The organism is Streptomyces sp. NPDC101194 (assembly GCF_044767885.1).
Classification (GTDB): Bacteria; Actinomycetota; Actinomycetes; order Streptomycetales; family Streptomycetaceae; genus Streptomyces.
On record NZ_JBIWOS010000002.1, the window covers coordinates 1062603 to 1080006 of the forward strand.

Consider the following 17404-nt stretch of genomic DNA (forward strand, 5'->3'; position numbering starts at 1 on the left):
GGACGCCGGTTATCCTTGAACGTCCCCCTGTCCGGCCCCGAGCACTGGAGTACGCGTCGTGCGCATCGACCTGCACACCCACTCCGCCGCGTCGGACGGCACGGACACCCCCGCCGAGCTGGTGCGCAACGCCGCCGCCGCGGGCCTCGACGTCGTCGCCCTCACCGACCACGACACCGTGCGCGGTCATGCCGAGGCGATCGCCGCCCTTCCGGACGGGCTCACCCTCGTCACCGGGGCCGAGCTCTCCTGCCGGATCGACGGCGTGAGCCTGCACCTGCTGGCGTACCTCTTCGACCCCGACGAGCCCGAGCTGGCGCGCGCACGCGAGCTCGTGCGGGACGACCGGGTGCCGCGTGCGCGGACCATGGTGAGCAGGCTCCGGGCGCTCGGCGTGCCGATCGAATGGGAGCGGGTCGCCAGGATCGCCGGGGACGGATCGGTCGGCCGACCGCACATCGCCACCGCGCTCGTCGAACTCGGCGTCGTCGAGACCGTCTCCGACGCCTTCACTCCCGAGTGGCTCGCCAACGGCGGACGCGCGTACGCCGAGAAGCACGAACTCGATCCCTTCGACGCGATCCGGCTGGTCAAGGCCGCCGGCGGCGTCACCGTCTTCGCCCACCCGCTCGCCGTCAAGCGCGGTGAGGTGGTTCCCGAGTCGTCGATCGCGAAGCTCGCCGCCGCGGGTCTCGACGGCATCGAGGTCGATCACATGGACCACGACGAACCGACCAGGGCCAGGCTCCGCGGGCTCGCCCGGGAGCTGGGGCTGCTGACGACCGGCTCCAGCGACTACCACGGCACGCGCAAGACCGTCGCACTCGGCGAGTGCACCACCGACCCCGAGATCTACGGCGAGATCACCCGGCGCGCCACGGGAGCCTTCCCGGTGCCGGGCGCGGGCGGACCCCGCCCCGTGTAACGCCGCACGCGTCCCGGCCGGGGCCGAAGCCCCGTGCCCGGCACCGGCGGCCCGACGCGTACCGCCGCCCGTCCCTCTTCCGCATTCCACCGCGCACCCGCGGCCCCCGGGCCGCCGCCCCGGCTTCAAGGTGCGCTCCTCCAGGCCGTTTCTCGTTCTCCTCCTGCAAGGCTCACTGTGTTCGACGTCGCTGTCTTCGGATCCCTTTTTCTCACGCTTTTTGTGATTATGGATCCCCCTGGAATCACTCCGATCTTCCTCGCCCTCACCGCGGGCCGCCCGGCCAAGATGCAGCGCAGGATGGCGCTGCAGGCCGTGGCCGTCGCCTTCGGCGTGATCGCGGTCTTCGGGGTGCTCGGCCAGCAGATCCTCGACTATCTGCATGTCTCCGTACCCGCCCTGATGATCGCGGGCGGGCTTCTCCTGCTGCTGATCGCGCTCGATCTGCTCACCGGCAAGACCGACGAGCCGACGCAGACGAAGGACGTCAACGTGGCGCTCGTGCCGCTGGGCATGCCGTTGCTCGCCGGGCCCGGTGCGATCGTCTCGGTGATCCTGGCGGTGCAGCACGCCGACAGTGTGGGGAGCCAGATATCGGTCTGGTCGGCGATCATCGCCATGCACATCGTGCTCTGGCTGACCATGCGTTACTCGCTGCTGATCATCCGGGTCATCAAGGACGGCGGCGTCGTCCTGGTGACCAGGCTCGCCGGAATGATGCTCTCCGCCATCGCCGTACAGCAGATCATCAATGGGGTCACCCAGGTCGTCCAGAACTCCTGACGACGCCTGCGGACACCACAGCGCCCCCGTACGGACCGTCCGTACGGGGGCGCTTCGTCTTTGTACGTCGTCGTGCGTTACGAAGCCGAGGATTCGGCCGGGCGGATGTAGATGCGCTGGCCCATGGCTGCGGCCTGCTGCACGATCCGGTTGACGGAGGCGGCGTCCACGACGGTGCTGTCCACGGCGGTACCGTCGACATCGTCGAGTCGCATGATCTCGAAGCGCATACGGCTTCCCTTCGTCTGATCCTCCTGCTGGAGAACTACTGGGAGGACGGATGACCCGTCCGCAAGGATGAGAGCGCTCGACAGCGATGTCCCGCGCTCCACGAGGTGTACAACGGCTTGCCTCCGGCAAACATTCCCTACGCTAAGGAAATTTTTTGGATGTCTAAGTATCAGCAGGTCACCCAGCACGCACAGGTGACGAGGTCCACGACGAGGCCCGTATGAACGCGGCAGAGATCGGCGAGCGCCTGGACCGCACCAACGAGCTGCTCCAGCGCGTGCTCGCCGAGGTGTCGAAGACCCCCTCGACCCACGCGATCTTCGTGGACGCGGGTTATGTGTACGCCGCGGCCGGACTGCTCGTCACCGGCACCGAGGACCGCCGCTCCTTCGACCTCGACGCGGAAGGGCTGATCGAGGCCTTCATCGACAAGGCCCGCACGATCTTCGCGGACAGCAGACTGCTGCGCGTGTACTGGTACGACGGAGCCAGGCGACGCATTCACACCGTCGAGCAGCAGTCCATCGCCGAACTCCCCGACGTCAAGGTCAGACTCGGCAACCTCAATGCCAACAACCAGCAGAAGGGCGTCGACTCACTCATCCGCACCGACCTCGAATCGCTCGCCCGGCACCGCGCCATCAGCGACGCGGCGCTCGTCGGCGGCGACGAGGACCTGGTGTCCGCGGTCGAGGCGGCGCAGGGGTACGGGGCCCGCGTGCACCTGTGGGGCATCGAGGCCGGGGAGGGGCGCAATCAGGCCGAACCGCTGCTCTGGGAGGTCGACAGCCAGCGCACCTTCGACCTGGACTTCTGCCGCCCGTACGTCACCAGACGCCCCGTCACCACCTACGAGGAGGACACCCCCGCGCCCTCGCGCGAAGACGTCCGCTTCGTCGGTGCGCAGATCGCCGCGGCCTGGCTGGCCGCCCGGGGCCGGGAGTCCCTCGCCGATCTGCTGCCCGGACACCCCTATCTGCCGGGCTCGGTCGACCAGGACCTGCTGGTCGAGGCCGAGCGGCTGCTGCAGCACTCGCTGCGCGGCCACGCGCATCTGCGCCGGGCGCTGCGTGACGGCTTCTGGCAGCACCTGCAGGCCCAGTACTGAGTTCCGGTGACGGGCGCCGCCCACCGGCCTCTTCGAGTTCCGACGGTGGCGCCTACAGGCTTTCCCAGAAGGAGACGAGCGCGGCCGCCGTCTGCTCGGGGCGGTCCGTGTTGGGGGAGTGCTCGGCGCCCGCGATCCGGGTGCGGTGCGCACCCAGTCGCCGGGCCATCTCGTCGAGGAGCGGTACCGGCCAGGTGTCGTCGCGCTCACCGGAGAGCACATGGACCGGCAGCGCCACGGCGGCGAGTTCGGCCACCCGGTCCGGTTCGGTCGCCAGCTGACGGCCGGTGGCGATCAGCTGGGCGGGCCGATGGCGCAGCCAGCGCCGACGCAGCGCCTCGCCGTCGGTCGTCGCGTCCTCGGGCGGGTCGAGGGCGCGCATCGCCTCCCACACCTCGGCCATGCTCAGCGTCGCGAGCGCGTCGCTCAGCATCTTCACCTTGAGCTGCTGGGCCTCGGCGACCTGGGCGGGGCCGGAGGACATGAGCGTCAGCGAACGGAACGGCGAGGCGTCGAGCAGCACGGCGGCGCGGGCGATCTGCCCGCCGAGCGAATGCCCGACCAGATGTACGGTGCCCTCGCCGGCGACGTCGGGCGCCGCCGCCTGCGCCAGTACATCGCTGGCCAACTCGCCCTGCGCGTACTGCTCCTGACGGTCCGTACCCTCGGTCTCGTACTGCCCGCGTCCGTCCACGGAGACGACCCGGTACCCGGCGGCGGAGAGCGGTTCGAGCAGTGCGATGAAGTCCTCCTTGCTGCCCGTGTATCCGGGCAGCAGGAGGGCCGTGCCGCGGTGCGCGGTGCGCGGCGGGGCGTCCAGCACGGCGAAGTCCCCGCGCGCGGTGCGGAGCTGGTGGGCGTGGGCGCAGGGGGGCGGGGTGAAGGTGTGCGGCCGGCTCATGGGACGAGGTTATGTCCTGCGGCGCCGGACGGGCAGAAGGGCAGGTCCTCGAACGCCGGACGGGCTTGAGGAGATCCTCAAGCCCGTCCGGCGAAATCAGGCCCCTCCGGCCGGCGGAGGAGCGGGGTCCGGGGCGAGCCCGGATGAGGCGGTGCCGCTCGCTCAGCCCTCGGCCTTGGCGGCGGCCGCACGCGGCGCCCGGCGCCTGCGCGGCTTCGTCTCGCCCTCGGCGGCCGGGGCCTCCGCCACGACCTCCGTCTTCGGCTTGGCGGCCGCACGGGTGCGGCGACGCGGCGTCTTCGCGGGCACCGGCTCGGCGATGGGCGCGATCTGGAAGTCGACCTCGTCCTCGGCCGGCTTGACCACACGGGTGCGGCGGCGCGGCTTGGTCACCGTCTTCGCGGGCACCGGCTCGGCGATGGGCGCGATCTGGAAGTCGACCTCCTCCGCCACCGGCTTCACGACGGCGGTCCGGGTGCGGCGACGGCGCGGCTCGGCCGCGGGCTCGTCCCCGGCGGCCGGAGTCTCGACCGTGGTCACCGCGGCCTCGGCCGCGACGTCCGCAGCCCCGACGCGGGTACGGCGCCGACGGCGCGGCGTACGCGGCTCGGACGGGGCGTCGGTCACCTCGGCGGACGGCGCCGGTACCACGGTCGCGGTGGCGGCGGTCTCCCCGGCGGCGGGGACGGCCGAACCGCCTCGCGTACGACGACGCTGGCGCGGCGTGCGCGGCGCACGCTCCTCACGGGCGGCGGGGGCCGCAGAGGCGGCGGAGGACTTGCGGCCGCGGCCGCCCGTCTCGCCGAGGTCCTCGATCTCCTCGGCGCGCAGACCCGCACGGGTCCGCTCGGCGCGCGGCAGGACACCCTTGGTGCCGGCCGGGATGTCGAGCTCCTCGAAGAGGTGCGGCGAGGTGGAGTACGTCTCGACCGGATCGTTGAAGTCCAGGTCCAGCGCCTTGTTGATCAGCTGCCAGCGCGGGATGTCGTCCCAGTCGACCAGCGTGATCGCGATGCCCTTGGCACCGGCCCGACCGGTCCGGCCGATGCGGTGGAGGTACGTCTTCTCGTCCTCCGGCGACTGGTAGTTGATGACGTGGGTCACACCCTCGACGTCGATGCCGCGGGCCGCCACGTCGGTGCAGACGAGCACGTCCACCTTGCCGTTGCGGAACGCGCGCAGCGCCTGCTCGCGCGCGCCCTGCCCGAGGTCGCCGTGGACGGCGCCGGAAGCGAAACCGCGCTTCTCCAGCTGCTCGGCGATGTCGGCGGCCGTGCGCTTCGTGCGGCAGAAGATCATCGCGAGTCCGCGGCCGTTGGCCTGCAGGATGCGGGAGACCATCTCCGGCTTGTCCATCGAGTGGGCCCGGAAGACATGCTGCGAGATGTTCGCGACGGTCGCGCCCTCGCCGTCGGGCGAGGTGGCGCGGATGTGTGTCGGCTGCGACATGTAGCGGCGTGCGAGACCGATGACGGCGCCGGGCATGGTCGCCGAGAAGAGCATCGTCTGGCGCTTCGCCGGAAGCATGGTGATGATCTTCTCGACGTCGGGCAGGAAGCCGAGGTCGAGCATCTCGTCGGCCTCGTCGAGCACGAGCGCGCGGACGTGCGAGAGGTCGAGCTTGCGCTGTCCGGCCAGGTCGAGCAGTCGGCCCGGGGTGCCGACGATCACGTCGACGCCCTTCTTCAGGGCCTCCACCTGCGGCTCGTACGCCCGGCCGCCGTAGATCGCGAGAACGCGGACGTTACGCACCTTGCCGGCGGTCAGCAGGTCGTTGGTGACCTGCTGGCAGAGTTCGCGGGTGGGGACGACGACCAGCGCCTGCGGCGCCTCGGTCAGCTGCTCCGGCCGGGCCCGGCCGGCCTCGACGTCCGCGAGGACGGTGACGCGCTCCAGCAGCGGAAGTCCGAAACCGAGGGTCTTGCCGGTGCCGGTCTTGGCCTGGCCGATGACATCGGAACCGGAGAGCGCGACGGGGAGCGTCATCTCCTGGATGGGGAACGGGGACACGATGCCGACGGCTTCAAGTGCCTCGGCCGTCTCGGGGAGAATCCCGAGTTCTCGGAACGTAGTCAGGGTGCTGCCTCTTCTGTGAGACGCGGTCCGAGGCGAACGCTGGGGGTCGTACCGTGCCGGGGTTGGTCATCCGGCCGTGGATGGGCCGGGTGGCGCGGGACCACTGCCGTCGCTCGAGCGCTCGTGCCGCTGAGGGGGCCCCTCATCTGCGAGCGTACGAGTCGTACGCCCCGCGCGGAGGGCTGTCGGGTCGGAGCCGATCGGGCCACCGACCGGGCATCCTCATTCGTTTTCACCAATGTTCACGCCGTACGTACATCCAAAATACTCAGTAGGCGCAATACCACTGTACCCCGGATTTGCGCATGTGTGTTGGGCGAATTCATCGGAACGGTGTGATGTCACTAGTCGGCCAGGCCCTTCCGTACCCCGCCGGGCGGGCTATTCTGCGCTCCATGGAGACGCCTGACAATGCCAACGAAGCCCCTGTGCTCACCGGAATCGCCGCCCAGGACTGGGCCACCGCGTCCGTGGAGCCGCAGTACCGCGCAGCGGTCGTGGATCTGCTGGGAGCACTTGCTTACGGGGAGCTGGCGGCCTTCGAGCGGCTCGCCGAGGACGCCAAACTCGCGCCGACGCTGGCCGACAAGGCGGAGCTGGCAAAGATGGCCTCCGCCGAATTCCATCACTTCGAACGGCTGACGGACCGGCTGACCGCGATCGAGGTGGAGCCGACCGGCGCGATGGAGCCGTTCGCCAAGGCGCTCGACGACTTCCACCGTCAGACCGCTCCGTCCGACTGGCTGGAAGGGCTGGTCAAGGCCTACGTCGGCGATTCGATCGCCAGTGACTTCTACCGAGAGGTCGCCGCCCGGCTCGACTCGGACACCCGCTCCCTCGTCCTCGCCGTGCTCGACGACACGGGACACGGAAACTTCGCCGTGGAGAAGGTGCGCGCCGCGATCGAGGCCGACCCGCGTGTGGGCGGCCGCCTCGCGCTCTGGGCGCGCCGGCTGATGGGCGAGGCGCTCTCGCAGGCGCAGCGGGTGGTGGCCGACCGTGACGCGCTGTCGACGATGCTCGTGGGCGGCGTGGCGGACGGGTTCGATCTGGCGGAGGTCGGACGGATGTTCTCGCGGATCACCGAGGCGCACACCAAGCGGATGGCCGCGCTGGGCCTGGCCGCTTAGCACCTTCACCCGGGGCTGTCCGGCGTCCGTCCGCACGGGTGCCGGACGCTCTCAGGCCGCCGCTGAGCGGCTCAGACGGTGACTTCGGGGGCGGATCAGCAGCGAGAGTGTCACGGCCCCGACCAGCGCCGCGCCGACCAGCGTGGCCACCGAGTGGCCCGGTCCCAGCACCGAGTGCATGAGAAACGCGCCGAACAGGGCTCCCAGAGCGCCGGTGGTGAACACGGCACGGCGGGACGGGAGCCGGTCGGACAGCGAGTGGAGCCCGAGCCAGGCCAGGGCGAGTCCGAGCACGACGGAGCCGAGAGGTTCCAGAATCACAGAAGATCACCTCGCGTGTTGCGGGGCGGGTAAAACGGTCGTTAGCGGTACTACCCGAGGGTGGCGGAACGCAACCCTCCTCATCCGGGGTTCGCGCAGGAATCGCCCCGACGGGCGGAAACGCGGACGGCGAGCACGGACCCGGCCGCAAAGCGCCCGCGGACCGGAACGGACAGCGGCCCGGCGGGGGATCCCCACCGGGCCGCTGTCACGACCACTGCGTCGAGCGCGTCGCCCTACAGCGTGCCGAACCCCACGCGGCGCGTGCTGGGCTCGCCGATCTCCACGTACGCGATCCGGTCGGCCGGCACCAGGACCTTGCGGCCCTTCTCGTCCGTGAGGCTGAGCAGCTGCGCCTTACCGGTGAGAGCCTCGGCGACCGTGCTCTCGACCTCTTCGGCGGAAAGCCCGCTCTCCAGAACGATCTCCCGGGGCGTGTGCTGCACCCCGATCTTGACCTCCACGGCTATGTCCCTCCGACGGTCAGTCCCTGCGCGGTGAACCGCGCCGTACGCAGCACACATTAGCCCGCTGAGGGGAGCCGTCAGGGGCCGGTGGGCAACGCCCGCAGCGAACACGGGCGGCGGCCGGACCCGGCCGCCGCCGTCAGTGCTGCTCGATGCCGTGCAGCGGGAAGCCCGCGATGCCCCGCCAGGCCAGCGAGGTGAGCAGCTGAACCGCGGTGTCGCGCGGGATGGCGGACCGGCTGGAGAGCCAGTAGCGGGCGACCACCTGGGAGACGCCGCCCAGGCCGACCGCGAGCAGCATGGACTCGTCCTTGGACAGTCCGGTGTCCCCGGCGATGACGTCGGAGATCGCCTCCGCGCACTGCAAGGAGACCCGGTCGACGCGCTCGCGGACCGCGGGCTCGTTGGTCAGGTCCGACTCGAAGACCAGCCGGAAGGCGCCGCCCTCGTCCTCCACGTACGCGAAGTACGCGTCCATCGTCGCGGCGACGCGGAGCTTGTTGTCGGTCGTCGACGCCAGTGCCGTACGGACCGCCTGGAGCAAGGACTCGCAGTGCTGGTCCAGCAGGGCCAGATAGAGCTCCAGCTTGCCCGGGAAGTGCTGATAGAGCACCGGCTTGCTGACCCCGGCCCGTTCCGCGATGTCGTCCATGGCCGCGGAGTGGTAACCCTGCGCCACGAATACTTCCTGCGCGGCGCCCAGCAGCTGGTTGCGTCGGGCGCGGCGAGGCAGTCGAGTGCCTCGCGGACGCGCCGCCTCGGTCTGCTCGATGGCTGTCACGCCGCCTCCCAAATATGTGATCGGACACAGCCTTTCCGTGCACGCTGCGCCGTACCGCCATCGTACTTTTGGGTAACCCGGGTGCGCGCGGCGCGGACGCAGAATTTCACGGACCGGACGGCTGCGGTAGCCGCAGATTCGTCGACCGCCAGGGCAAAGCGGGGCAAATCATCGGTAATCGTCTTCATCCTGTGCGACCACACGAGCCTGTTCCACCGCATCCGCCTCGTTGGCGCTGTCCCGGTCGATGCTCGTGAGCGGTTCGTCGCGCCGTTGCTGGAGATCGGTCCGCTGCTCGGCGGCGTCCGCCCGGGGCGTCTCCTGGTCCGGTTCGTCGGGCTGGATGTCCTCGAAGGTCTCCGGGTCGCTGGGGTCGACCGTCATGGTGACTCCCTTCCTTGCTACGAGCCTAGGAGCTACCCCTGCGAGCCGCTATGCGGTCTGTGACTGCGAACACATGAACCGTGGTGTGATCGTCTCGTAACATTGCCGCATGTCTTCGACCGAGCTGCCGGGCGTCCGCGCCGCCGCTGCCGCGGTGGCCCCCACGGTGAGCACCGTCAGAGTCGCGGAGGGCGAGGAGTTGCGCTCCGTCGCGTTGCCCGGTCTGACGCTGACCGTCCGGACCCGGCCGCCGGAGCGGACCGGGCTGCCGCCCGCGCTCTACGTGCACGGGCTCGGCGGCTCCTCCCAGAACTGGTCGGCGCTGATGCCGCTGCTCCAGGACCTGGTGGACGGGGAGGCGGTCGACCTGCCCGGTTTCGGGGACTCGCCGCCGCCGGACGACGGCAACTACTCGGTCACCGGACATGCCCGCGCCGTGATCCGGCTCCTCGACGCCGCGGAGCGCGGGCCGGTCCATCTCTTCGGCAACTCGCTCGGCGGTGCCGTGGCCACCCGGGTCGCCGCGGTCCGCCCCGACCTGGTGCGCACCCTCACGCTCGTCTCGCCCGCACTGCCCGAGATCCGGGTGCAGCGTTCGGCCGCGCCGACCGGACTGCTCGCGGTTCCGGGTGTCGCCAAGTTGTTCGCCCGTATGACCAGGGACTGGACCGCCGAAGAACGCACCCGCGGTGTCATGGCACTCTGTTACGGCGATCCGGCGCGCGTCTCCGAGTCGGGCTTCCGCGAAGCGGTGGCCGAAATGGAGCGTCGGCTGGAACTGCCGTACTTCTGGGACGCGATGGCGCGCTCGGCGCGTGGCATCGTCGACGCGTACACGCTGGGCGGGCAGCATGGACTGTGGCGCCAGGCCGAGCGGGTGCTCGCACCGACCCAGCTCGTGTACGGCGGACGGGACCAGCTCGTCTCGTACCGGATGGCACGCAGGGCGTCCGCGGCCTTCCGCGATTCGCGACTGCTGACACTGCCCGATGCGGGGCACGTGGCGATGATGGAGTACCCGGAGGCGGTCGCCCAGGCGTTCCGGGATCTGCTCGACGAACTCGGCGGGAGCTGATCCGGGGCGTGGGACGACACAGCCGAAAGGGCCCCGCAACCACGGGGGGCGATACCGAGGCCCTCGCGAACGCGGGCGCCGGCCGAGAGGGCGTCCGCCCGGGGCCCGGCAGCGGGCGGCGTCGGAAGTCGGCCGATGCGCCGGCCGGTACGGACGGGCACGCCCCGTTCGAGCAGACCGGCCATGTCCGCGGCGGCCACCCCGAACAGCGTGAACCCGGCGGCGGCTGGGGGACCGGCCCGCAGCGGACGGTGCCCCGGCGCGCACAGCAGACCGGTGTCCGGTCGCCGGTGCCCGGGCCGCGGCGCGAATTCGTCGAGGCCTTCGACGCGCCACCCGCTCCGCCCGCGCCCCGGGGGCCTTCCGCCCCGCCGGTCGATCCGGACGGTTCGGGCGGCGAGCACGACGAACGGCCGTCGAGCGGTGACACCGGCGCATCGACGTCCGCCAAGGGCGCCAGGGGCCGTACGTTCACCGGCATCGCGGCCGCCGCGGTGACCACCGTGCTCGCGGTGGTCGTGGCCGGACAGGTCGCCCGCGACGACGGTGGTGCCGATACCGCGCGGTCCGCGGGTGTCGACCGGGACGGCACCGAGGGCGCATCCCGCTCGGACGACCGGTCGACCCCGAAGCCGGCGCAGGTCAAGCCCCTTTCGTACGCGGAGAAGATGGCCAAGGCCTATCCGCTCGCGCCGAAGCTCCACGGGTCCGGGAAGTTCGAGACGGTTCCGGGCTCGGCGAAGGCCCCGGGCCGGGGGCACAAGTACCGCTACCGCATCGATGTCGAGAAGGACCTCGGGCTCGACGCGGCGCTCTTCGCCCGAGCCGTCCAGGAGACGCTCAACGACGACCGCAGCTGGGCGCACGACGGCGCCATGACGTTCGAGCGGATCTCCACCGGCGACCCCGATTTCGTGATCACTCTGGCCAGTCCCGGGACCACCGGGGACTGGTGCCGGAAGTCGGGCCTGGACACGACGGTGGACAACGTCTCGTGCGACTCCGCCGCGACCGAACGCGTGATGATCAACGCCTACCGCTGGGCGCAGGGGTCGTCGACGTTCGGTCCGGACAAACTCTTCGCCTACCGCCAGATGCTGATCAACCATGAGGTCGGTCACCGGCTGGGCCACAACCATGTGAGTTGTCGCACGCAGGGGGCGCTCGCTCCGGTGATGCAGCAGCAGACCAAGTCCCTGGACATCGACGGGATCAAGTGTCGGCCCAACGCCTGGGTGTATCCGGCCAGTTGAATCGGAGGGGGCGGGGCTCGGGGGTGTTTTGGGCCGTCCCCTCGGCCGGGCCGTCCTCCATGTCTTCTGCGGGACCGGGGCCGTCACGCCCGGAGTTCGTCCGCATATCGAGATGGGTGTCTCATTTCGCGTTGACATCCCCTGGACGCCGATCCATATTTCTCGCCATGTCACGCAGCCTCGTCACCCTTGAGCGCGCCGCCATGGAGCTGGCGCTCATCGGCGTGACCGGGCACAGCGTCGCCGACATCCACTGTTGCTGACGCCTGCCCGAGTGCGCGTCGGCCCCCGTCCGAGACCTGAACCGGCCTCGGACGGCCGTTCCTGACTGCCGCGCTCCGGGCGTACTCCGTCCGCAGGCGCGACAGTGTCAGTGAGTTCCGGCCATTTCTTCCCATGTGTCGACCGGTTGTGTGCACTCGCTCCCGTTGCTGCCTGCACGGAAATTCCCCCGTTCATTTCTTCAGGCAGTACATCCGAGAGGTCACCTTCCGATGCGTCAACCGTCCTTCATATCGCGCCGCGTGGCAGCGACCGCCGCAGTAGTCGTCGTGGCTGCGGGTGCCGCGGCCTGCGGGCCCCAGGACAGCAAGGACAGCGACGGCAACACCGGCGCGGCGGGCGCGCCCCACAAGGGCGGCACGCTCACCGTCCTCAACAGCAAACCGCAGTCGGACTTCGACCCCGCTCGGCTCTACACCTCCGGCGGCGGCAATGTCCCGTCCCTCGTCTTCCGCACGCTCACCACCCGCAACCGGGAGGCCGGCGCGGCCGGCGCGAAGGTCGTCCCCGACCTGGCGACCGACCTGGGCAGGCCCAGCAAGAACGCCACCGTGTGGACGTACACCCTCAAGGACGGTCTGAAGTACGAGGACGGCACCGCGATCACGAGCGCCGACACATCAAGTACGGCATCGAGCGCTCCTTCGCCGCCGAACTCTCCGGCGGCGCGCCCTATCTGCGGGACTGGCTGATCGGCGGGGCCGACTACCGGGGCCCGTACAAGGACAAGAAGGGCCTCGACTCGATCGAGACGCCCGACGCGAAGACGATCGTCTTCCACCTCAACAAGCCGGAGGGCGAGTTCCCCTTCCTGGCCACGCAGACCCAGACGACCCCGGTGCCGAAGGCCGAGGACACGGGGACCAAGTACGAGGAGCACCCGATCTCCTCGGGGCCGTACAAGGTCGTCAGGAACGAGGGTGACGGAGAGCGCCTCGTCCTGGAGCGCAATCCGCACTGGTCGGCGGCGACCGACGAGGAGCGCAAGGCCTACCCCGACCGGATCGACGTACGCTCCGGGCTGGACTCCGCCGTCATCAACCAGCGCCTGTCCGCGTCGCGGGGCGCCGACGCCGCCGCCGTCACCACCGACACCGACCTCGGCCCGTCCGAGCTCGCCAAGGTCACCGGCGACAAGAAGCTCGCCGCCCGTGTCGGCACCGGCCACTTCGGCTACACCGACTACATCGCCTTCAACCCGAAGGTGAAGCCCTTCGACAATCCGAAGGTGCGTCAGGCGATCTCGTACGCCGTCGACCGCTCCTCCGTGGTCAACGCGGCCGGCGGCTCCTCGCTCGCCGAGCCCGCCACCACCTTCCTGCCCGAGCAGAAGGCCTTCGGCCACACCCCGTACGACCACTTCCCGGCAGGGAAGTCCGGCAACGCGGCCAAGGCCAGGGAACTGCTCAAGGAGGCCGGCTACCCGGGCGGGCTGACCGTCACCCTCACGCACTCCGACGACAAGGACTTCGCCACCGGCCCGGAGATCGCCACCGCGCTCCAGGAGGCGCTGAAGAAGGCGGGCATCACGGTCAGGCTCCAGGGCCTGGAGAGCAACGACTACTCCGACACGGTCTACAACGTGAAGAGCGAGCCCGGCTTCTTCCTCGGCGGCTGGGGTGCCGACTGGCCGTCCGGCGGTCCGTTCTTCGCACCGGTCTTCGACGGGCGCCAGATCGTCAAGTCCGGCTACAACTTCAACTCCGCCCAACTGAACGACCCCGCGGTCAACAAGGAGATCGACGCGATCAACAAGCTGACCGACCTGGGCGCCGCCGCGAAGCGCTGGGGCGCGCTGGACGAGAAGGTCGGCGAGCAGGCGCTCACCGTGCCGCTGTTCCACCCGGTCTACAAGCGCCTGTACGGCGAGTCCGTCAAGAACGTCGTCATCAGTGACTGGACCGGTGTGCTCGACATCTCGCAGGTCGCGGTCAAGTGACCACGGCCGAAGCACCACCGGCCGAGGAGGCGGGGGCCGTCGAGGCCCCCGCCTCCGGGGCCCATCCGTTCTGGCGACGGCTGCGCGCCCGGCGCGCGGCCCTCGTGGCGGCCGTCGTTGTCGCCCTGCTGGTCCTGGTCGCACTGGCCGCACCGCTGCTGGCGGCCGTCGAGGGCCAGGACCCCACCACCTACCACCCGGATCTCGTCGACTCCGCCACCGGCGGGGTACCGCTCGGCCCCTTCGGCGGGATCAGCGCCGAGCACTGGCTCGGCGTCGAACCGCTCACCGGACGCGACCTGTTCGCCCGCGTCGTCCACGGGGCACGGGTCTCGCTCGGCGTCGCGCTGGCCGCGACCCTGCTCCAAGTGGTCGTCGGGGTCGGCATCGGCCTCGCGGCCGGGCTCGGCAACCGCTTCGTCGACCAGGTGCTCAGCCGGGTCACCGACGTCGTGGTGGCGCTGCCCGTCATGGTCATCGCGCTGGGCGCCCTCGCCGTCGTACCCGCCGGCTTCCCCCGCCCGGTCCTGATCGCCATGATCATCGGCCTGGTCGGCTGGTCCGGCACCTCCAAGATCGTGCGGGCCCGGACGCTCGCGCTGAAATCGCTCGACCACGTCTTTGCCGCCCGGCTCAGCTGCTGGGGCTCCTGGCAGGTCGCCCGGCGCGAACTGCTGCCCGCGCTGGCCGCGCCCGTCATCACGTACACCGTGCTGCTCTTCCCCGGCAACATCGTCGTCGAAGCGGCGCTGTCCTTCCTCGGTGTCGGCATCAAGCCGCCCACGCCGTCCTGGGGACAGATGCTCAGCGACGCGGACACCTGGTACCAGGCCGCACCCACCTATCTGCTGGTCCCCGCCCTGCTGCTGTTCGTCACCGTGCTGGCGCTGACCGTCCTCGGCGAGGGCGTACGCACCGCACTCGACCCGCGCGCCGAGTCCCGGCTGCGGGTCGGCACCGGACGGAAGACGGAGGCCGACGCATGAGGTGGTTCCTGCTCAGGCGTCTCGGCGGGGCGCTCTTCGTGCTGCTCGCGCTCAGCGTCGTCGTCCACGCGACCTTCTACGTCGCCCCGGGCGACGTCGCGCAGATCGCCTGCGGTCCGCGCTGCTCGCCCGCGCAGGTGGCGCAGGTCGGCGAACAGCTGAACCTGGGCGACCCGTTGTACGTGCAGTACGCGCACTTCCTCCAGGGGCTCTTCGCCGGACGCGACTACTCGACCGGAACCGGGGTGCTGCACTGCCAGGCCCCCTGCCTGGGGCTCTCGTACCGGAGCGACCAGCAGGTCACCGAGCTGATCCTGGCCAAGCTCCCGGCCACCGCCTCGCTCGCCCTCGGCGCCTTCGTGCTGTGGACGCTGCTCGGCGTCGGGACCGGGCTGCTCTCGGTGTGGCGGCGAGGCCGGCCGACCGAGCGCATCCTCACCGGGATCACCCTGGCCGGCATGGCGACGCCGGTCTTCGTCATCGGGCTGCTGCTGATCATCATCCTGGTCACGGCGCTCCAGACCCTGCCGTTCCCCGACTACGTGCCGCTCACCGAGAACCCGGAGCAGTGGGCCTGGAACCTGCTGCTGCCCTGGATCTCGCTGGCGCTGGTCTCCGCTGCCCCGTACGCCCGGATGACCCGCGCCTCGATGCTGGAGACCCTGGCCGAGGACCATGTGCGCACCTTCAGGGCGTACGGGGTCGGCGAACGGGCGCTCGTGGGGCGGCACGCGCTGCGCGGTGCGCTGGCGCCGGTGATCGCGCTCGGCGCGCTGGACATCGGCTCGATGTTCGGCGGCGCCGTACTCACCGAATCGCTCTTCGGGATTCCGGGGGTCGGCCGCGAACTCGTCGACGCCGTGAAGCACGTGGACCTTCCGGTGGTCGTCGGTCTGGTGCTCGTCACCGGGTTCTTCGTCGTTCTCGCCAATGCCGTCGCGGACATTCTGCAGGCGATGGCCGACCGAAGGGTGGTGCTGGCATGAGCCTGGTCGAGGTCTCCGATCTCTCGATCTCGTTCGGTGAGGTGCGGGCGGTGGAGAAACTGTCGTTCTCGCTGGAGGCCGGGGGCGCGCTCGGCGTCGTCGGCGAGTCCGGCTCGGGCAAGAGCGCCTCGGCGTACGCCCTGCTCGGACTGCACAGGGGGACCGGCGCCAGGGTCGACGGCTCGATCCGGGTCGCCGGAATGGACGTGACCGCGGCGGACGACGCGGAACTACGGACCCTGCGGGGTGCGAAGGCCGCCATGGTCTTCCAGGATCCGTTGTCCTCGTTGGATCCCTACTACGCGGTGGGCGACCAGATCGCCCAGGTGTACCGGGTGCACAACCGGGTCTCCCGGCGGGCGGCGCGGGCTCGGGCCGTCGAGGTGCTGGACCGGGTCGGGATTCCCGACGCGGCACGGCGTTCCCGTTCCCGGCCGCACGAGTTCTCCGGTGGGATGCGGCAGCGGGCGCTGATCGCCATGGCCCTGGCCTGCGAGCCCCGGCTGCTGATCGCCGACGAGCCGACGACCGCCCTGGACGTCACCGTCCAGGCGCAGATCCTTGACCTGCTGCACCAGGTGCGGCACGAGACGGGCATGGGGCTGCTGCTGGTCACGCACGACGTGGGAGTGGCGGCCGAATCGGTCGACGAGGTGCTGGTCATGCAGTCGGGGCGGGCGGTGGAACGGGGGCCGGTGGGCGAGGTGCTCGTGGCACCGCGCGAACCGTACACACGGGCGCTGCTGTCGGCGGTTTTGAGAGTGGCGGAGCCGAGGGTCCGGGACCGCCCCGAGGCCACCGGGGAGAGCCCGGCACCCGCGGACGGCGAGGTGCTCGTCGAAGCCGTCGACGTGCGGCAGGTGTTCGGCAGGGGTGCGTCCGCCCTCGCCGCCGTCGACGGTGTCTCGCTCACCGTCCGCCGCGGTGAGACCCTCGGCGTCGTCGGTGAGAGCGGCAGCGGGAAGACCACCCTCGGGCGGATGCTCGTCGGACTGCTGGAGCCCACCTCCGGGCTCCTCACCCGCAGGGCCCGGGTGCAGATGGTCTTCCAGGACCCCGTCTCCTCGCTCAACCCGCGCCGCTCGATCGGCGAATCGGTCGCCGATCCGCTGCGGGCGGCCGGGGAGCGCGACGAGGCCGTGATCCGGGCACGGGTGCGGGATCTGCTGGAGCGGGTCGGGCTCGACCCCGCGCAGTACGACCGCTGTCCGCACGAGTTCAGCGGCGGACAGCGTCAGCGCGTCGGGATCGCGCGGGCGCTGGCCGCCGAGCCGGAGCTGATCGTCTGTGACGAGGCCGTCTCCGCGCTCGACGTCACCACCCAGGCCCAGGTGATCGCCCTGCTCGCGCAGTTGCAGCGGGAGCTCGGTCTGGCGCTGGTCTTCATCGCACACGACCTCGCCGTCGTGCGACAGGTCAGCGACCGGGTCGCCGTCGTGCGGCGGGGCCGGACCGTCGAGGAGGGCGAGGTGGACCGCGTGTACCAGGATCCCCGGGACCCGTACACCAAGCAGCTGCTGGCCGCCGTTCCCGCGCTCGACCCGGCGCTCGCGGCGGTCCGTCGCGCGGCCCGCAAGGAGCTGGCCGCAGCCTGACTCCCGGTGACCGATCGCTCCCATAGCGCGACCGAACGCCGCTGGAGCGGGAAAGTTACGACGGTTCACCCCTTTCGGTGGGGGGGGGGGCGGTCGCGCGCACCGGCCCCCACCCGGACGCGCGCTGCGCGGCCCCGCGGGTTTGTGGTGGCCGCCGGCCGCCCCCCCCCACGGGGTATGG

17 protein-coding genes and 1 pseudogene are annotated in these 17404 nt (G+C 70.8%); 11 read left to right on the top strand and 7 right to left on the bottom strand.

The window, feature by feature from the left end; all coding sequences use genetic code 11:
• Positions 1-58 precede the first annotated feature (58 nt).
• Together ACIRP2_RS11555 and ACIRP2_RS11560 are read left to right on the top strand one after the other, a co-directional pair.
• The gene (locus ACIRP2_RS11555) at positions 59-925 is read left to right on the top strand and encodes a PHP domain-containing protein (protein ID WP_404248855.1); all 867 of its coding nucleotides are present in this window, start codon (positions 59-61) and stop codon (positions 923-925) included.
• A gap of 177 nt (positions 926-1102) precedes the next feature.
• On the top strand, positions 1103-1708 hold the full coding sequence (locus ACIRP2_RS11560) for a MarC family protein (protein ID WP_389794313.1): 606 nt from the start codon (positions 1103-1105) through the stop codon (positions 1706-1708).
• A gap of 77 nt (positions 1709-1785) precedes the next feature.
• On the opposite strand, the gene ACIRP2_RS11565 is transcribed toward ACIRP2_RS11560, so the two are convergent.
• A complete protein-coding gene (locus ACIRP2_RS11565) occupies positions 1786-1938 on the bottom strand; it encodes a hypothetical protein (RefSeq protein ID WP_015611185.1) in 153 nt (50 codons plus the stop codon).
• A gap of 221 nt (positions 1939-2159) precedes the next feature.
• On the opposite strand from ACIRP2_RS11565, the gene ACIRP2_RS11570 reads away from it, so the two are divergent.
• Positions 2160-3047 (top strand): NYN domain-containing protein, encoded by an 888-nt coding sequence (locus tag ACIRP2_RS11570; RefSeq protein ID WP_404248858.1) that lies wholly within the window; start codon positions 2160-2162, stop codon positions 3045-3047.
• A gap of 52 nt (positions 3048-3099) precedes the next feature.
• On the opposite strand, the gene ACIRP2_RS11575 is transcribed toward ACIRP2_RS11570, so the two are convergent.
• Positions 3100-3948, bottom strand: a complete 849-nt coding sequence (locus ACIRP2_RS11575; protein WP_404248860.1) for an alpha/beta fold hydrolase — start codon at positions 3946-3948, stop codon at positions 3100-3102.
• Between the two features lie 162 nt (positions 3949-4110).
• Positions 4111-5934 carry a DEAD/DEAH box helicase gene (locus tag ACIRP2_RS11580; protein WP_404248862.1) on the bottom strand — a complete coding sequence of 608 codons (1824 nt, stop codon included), beginning with the start codon at positions 5932-5934 and terminating at the stop codon, positions 4111-4113.
• 485 nt (positions 5935-6419) lie between these two features.
• On the opposite strand from ACIRP2_RS11580, the gene ACIRP2_RS11585 reads away from it, so the two are divergent.
• The gene (locus tag ACIRP2_RS11585) at positions 6420-7154 is read left to right on the top strand and encodes a ferritin-like fold-containing protein (RefSeq protein WP_327273067.1); all 735 of its coding nucleotides are present in this window, start codon (positions 6420-6422) and stop codon (positions 7152-7154) included.
• A 51-nt stretch (positions 7155-7205) separates the two neighbouring features.
• On the opposite strand, the gene ACIRP2_RS11590 is transcribed toward ACIRP2_RS11585, so the two are convergent.
• From ACIRP2_RS11590 to ACIRP2_RS11605, 4 genes are all read right to left on the bottom strand, one after another.
• Positions 7206-7475: a hypothetical protein gene (locus ACIRP2_RS11590; protein WP_376282874.1), complete on the bottom strand. Its 270-nt coding sequence runs from the start codon at positions 7473-7475 to the stop codon at positions 7206-7208.
• A 236-nt stretch (positions 7476-7711) separates the two neighbouring features.
• The gene (locus ACIRP2_RS11595; RefSeq protein ID WP_189273568.1) at positions 7712-7939 is read right to left on the bottom strand and encodes a DUF3107 domain-containing protein; all 228 of its coding nucleotides are present in this window, start codon (positions 7937-7939) and stop codon (positions 7712-7714) included.
• A gap of 142 nt (positions 7940-8081) precedes the next feature.
• Positions 8082-8723, bottom strand: a complete 642-nt coding sequence (locus tag ACIRP2_RS11600; protein WP_239227244.1) for a TetR/AcrR family transcriptional regulator — start codon at positions 8721-8723, stop codon at positions 8082-8084.
• Between the two features lie 168 nt (positions 8724-8891).
• On the bottom strand, positions 8892-9107 hold the full coding sequence (locus tag ACIRP2_RS11605; protein ID WP_404248865.1) for a hypothetical protein: 216 nt from the start codon (positions 9105-9107) through the stop codon (positions 8892-8894).
• Between the two features lie 109 nt (positions 9108-9216).
• On the opposite strand from ACIRP2_RS11605, the gene ACIRP2_RS11610 reads away from it, so the two are divergent.
• The 7 genes and pseudogenes from ACIRP2_RS11610 (at position 9217) to ACIRP2_RS11640 (ending at position 17223) form a co-directional block, all read left to right on the top strand.
• Positions 9217-10182 (top strand): alpha/beta fold hydrolase, encoded by a 966-nt coding sequence (locus tag ACIRP2_RS11610; protein WP_404248867.1) that lies wholly within the window; start codon positions 9217-9219, stop codon positions 10180-10182.
• A gap of 8 nt (positions 10183-10190) precedes the next feature.
• Complete coding sequence (locus tag ACIRP2_RS11615) at positions 10191-11435, top strand: DUF3152 domain-containing protein (protein ID WP_404248869.1); 1245 nt, start codon at positions 10191-10193, stop codon at positions 11433-11435.
• Positions 11436-11602: 167 nt separating this feature from the next.
• Positions 11603-11698 carry an Ms4533A family Cys-rich leader peptide gene (locus ACIRP2_RS11620; protein WP_404248871.1) on the top strand — a complete coding sequence of 32 codons (96 nt, stop codon included), beginning with the start codon at positions 11603-11605 and terminating at the stop codon, positions 11696-11698.
• Positions 11699-11929: 231 nt separating this feature from the next.
• Positions 11930-13656, top strand: a pseudogene (locus tag ACIRP2_RS11625) (ABC transporter substrate-binding protein).
• The gene (locus ACIRP2_RS11630) at positions 13653-14642 is read left to right on the top strand and encodes an ABC transporter permease (protein WP_404248873.1); all 990 of its coding nucleotides are present in this window, start codon (positions 13653-13655) and stop codon (positions 14640-14642) included. The pseudogene ACIRP2_RS11625 and the gene ACIRP2_RS11630 overlap by 4 nt, the downstream one beginning before the upstream one ends.
• Entirely contained in the window at positions 14639-15628 is a 990-nt protein-coding gene (locus tag ACIRP2_RS11635; RefSeq protein ID WP_404248875.1) for an ABC transporter permease, read from the top strand. Before ACIRP2_RS11630 ends, ACIRP2_RS11635 begins: the two co-directional genes overlap by 4 nt.
• Positions 15625-17223, top strand: a complete 1599-nt coding sequence (locus ACIRP2_RS11640) for a dipeptide ABC transporter ATP-binding protein (protein WP_404248877.1) — start codon at positions 15625-15627, stop codon at positions 17221-17223. The genes ACIRP2_RS11635 and ACIRP2_RS11640 overlap by 4 nt, the downstream gene beginning before the upstream one ends.
• Positions 17224-17404: the final 181 nt, after the last annotated feature.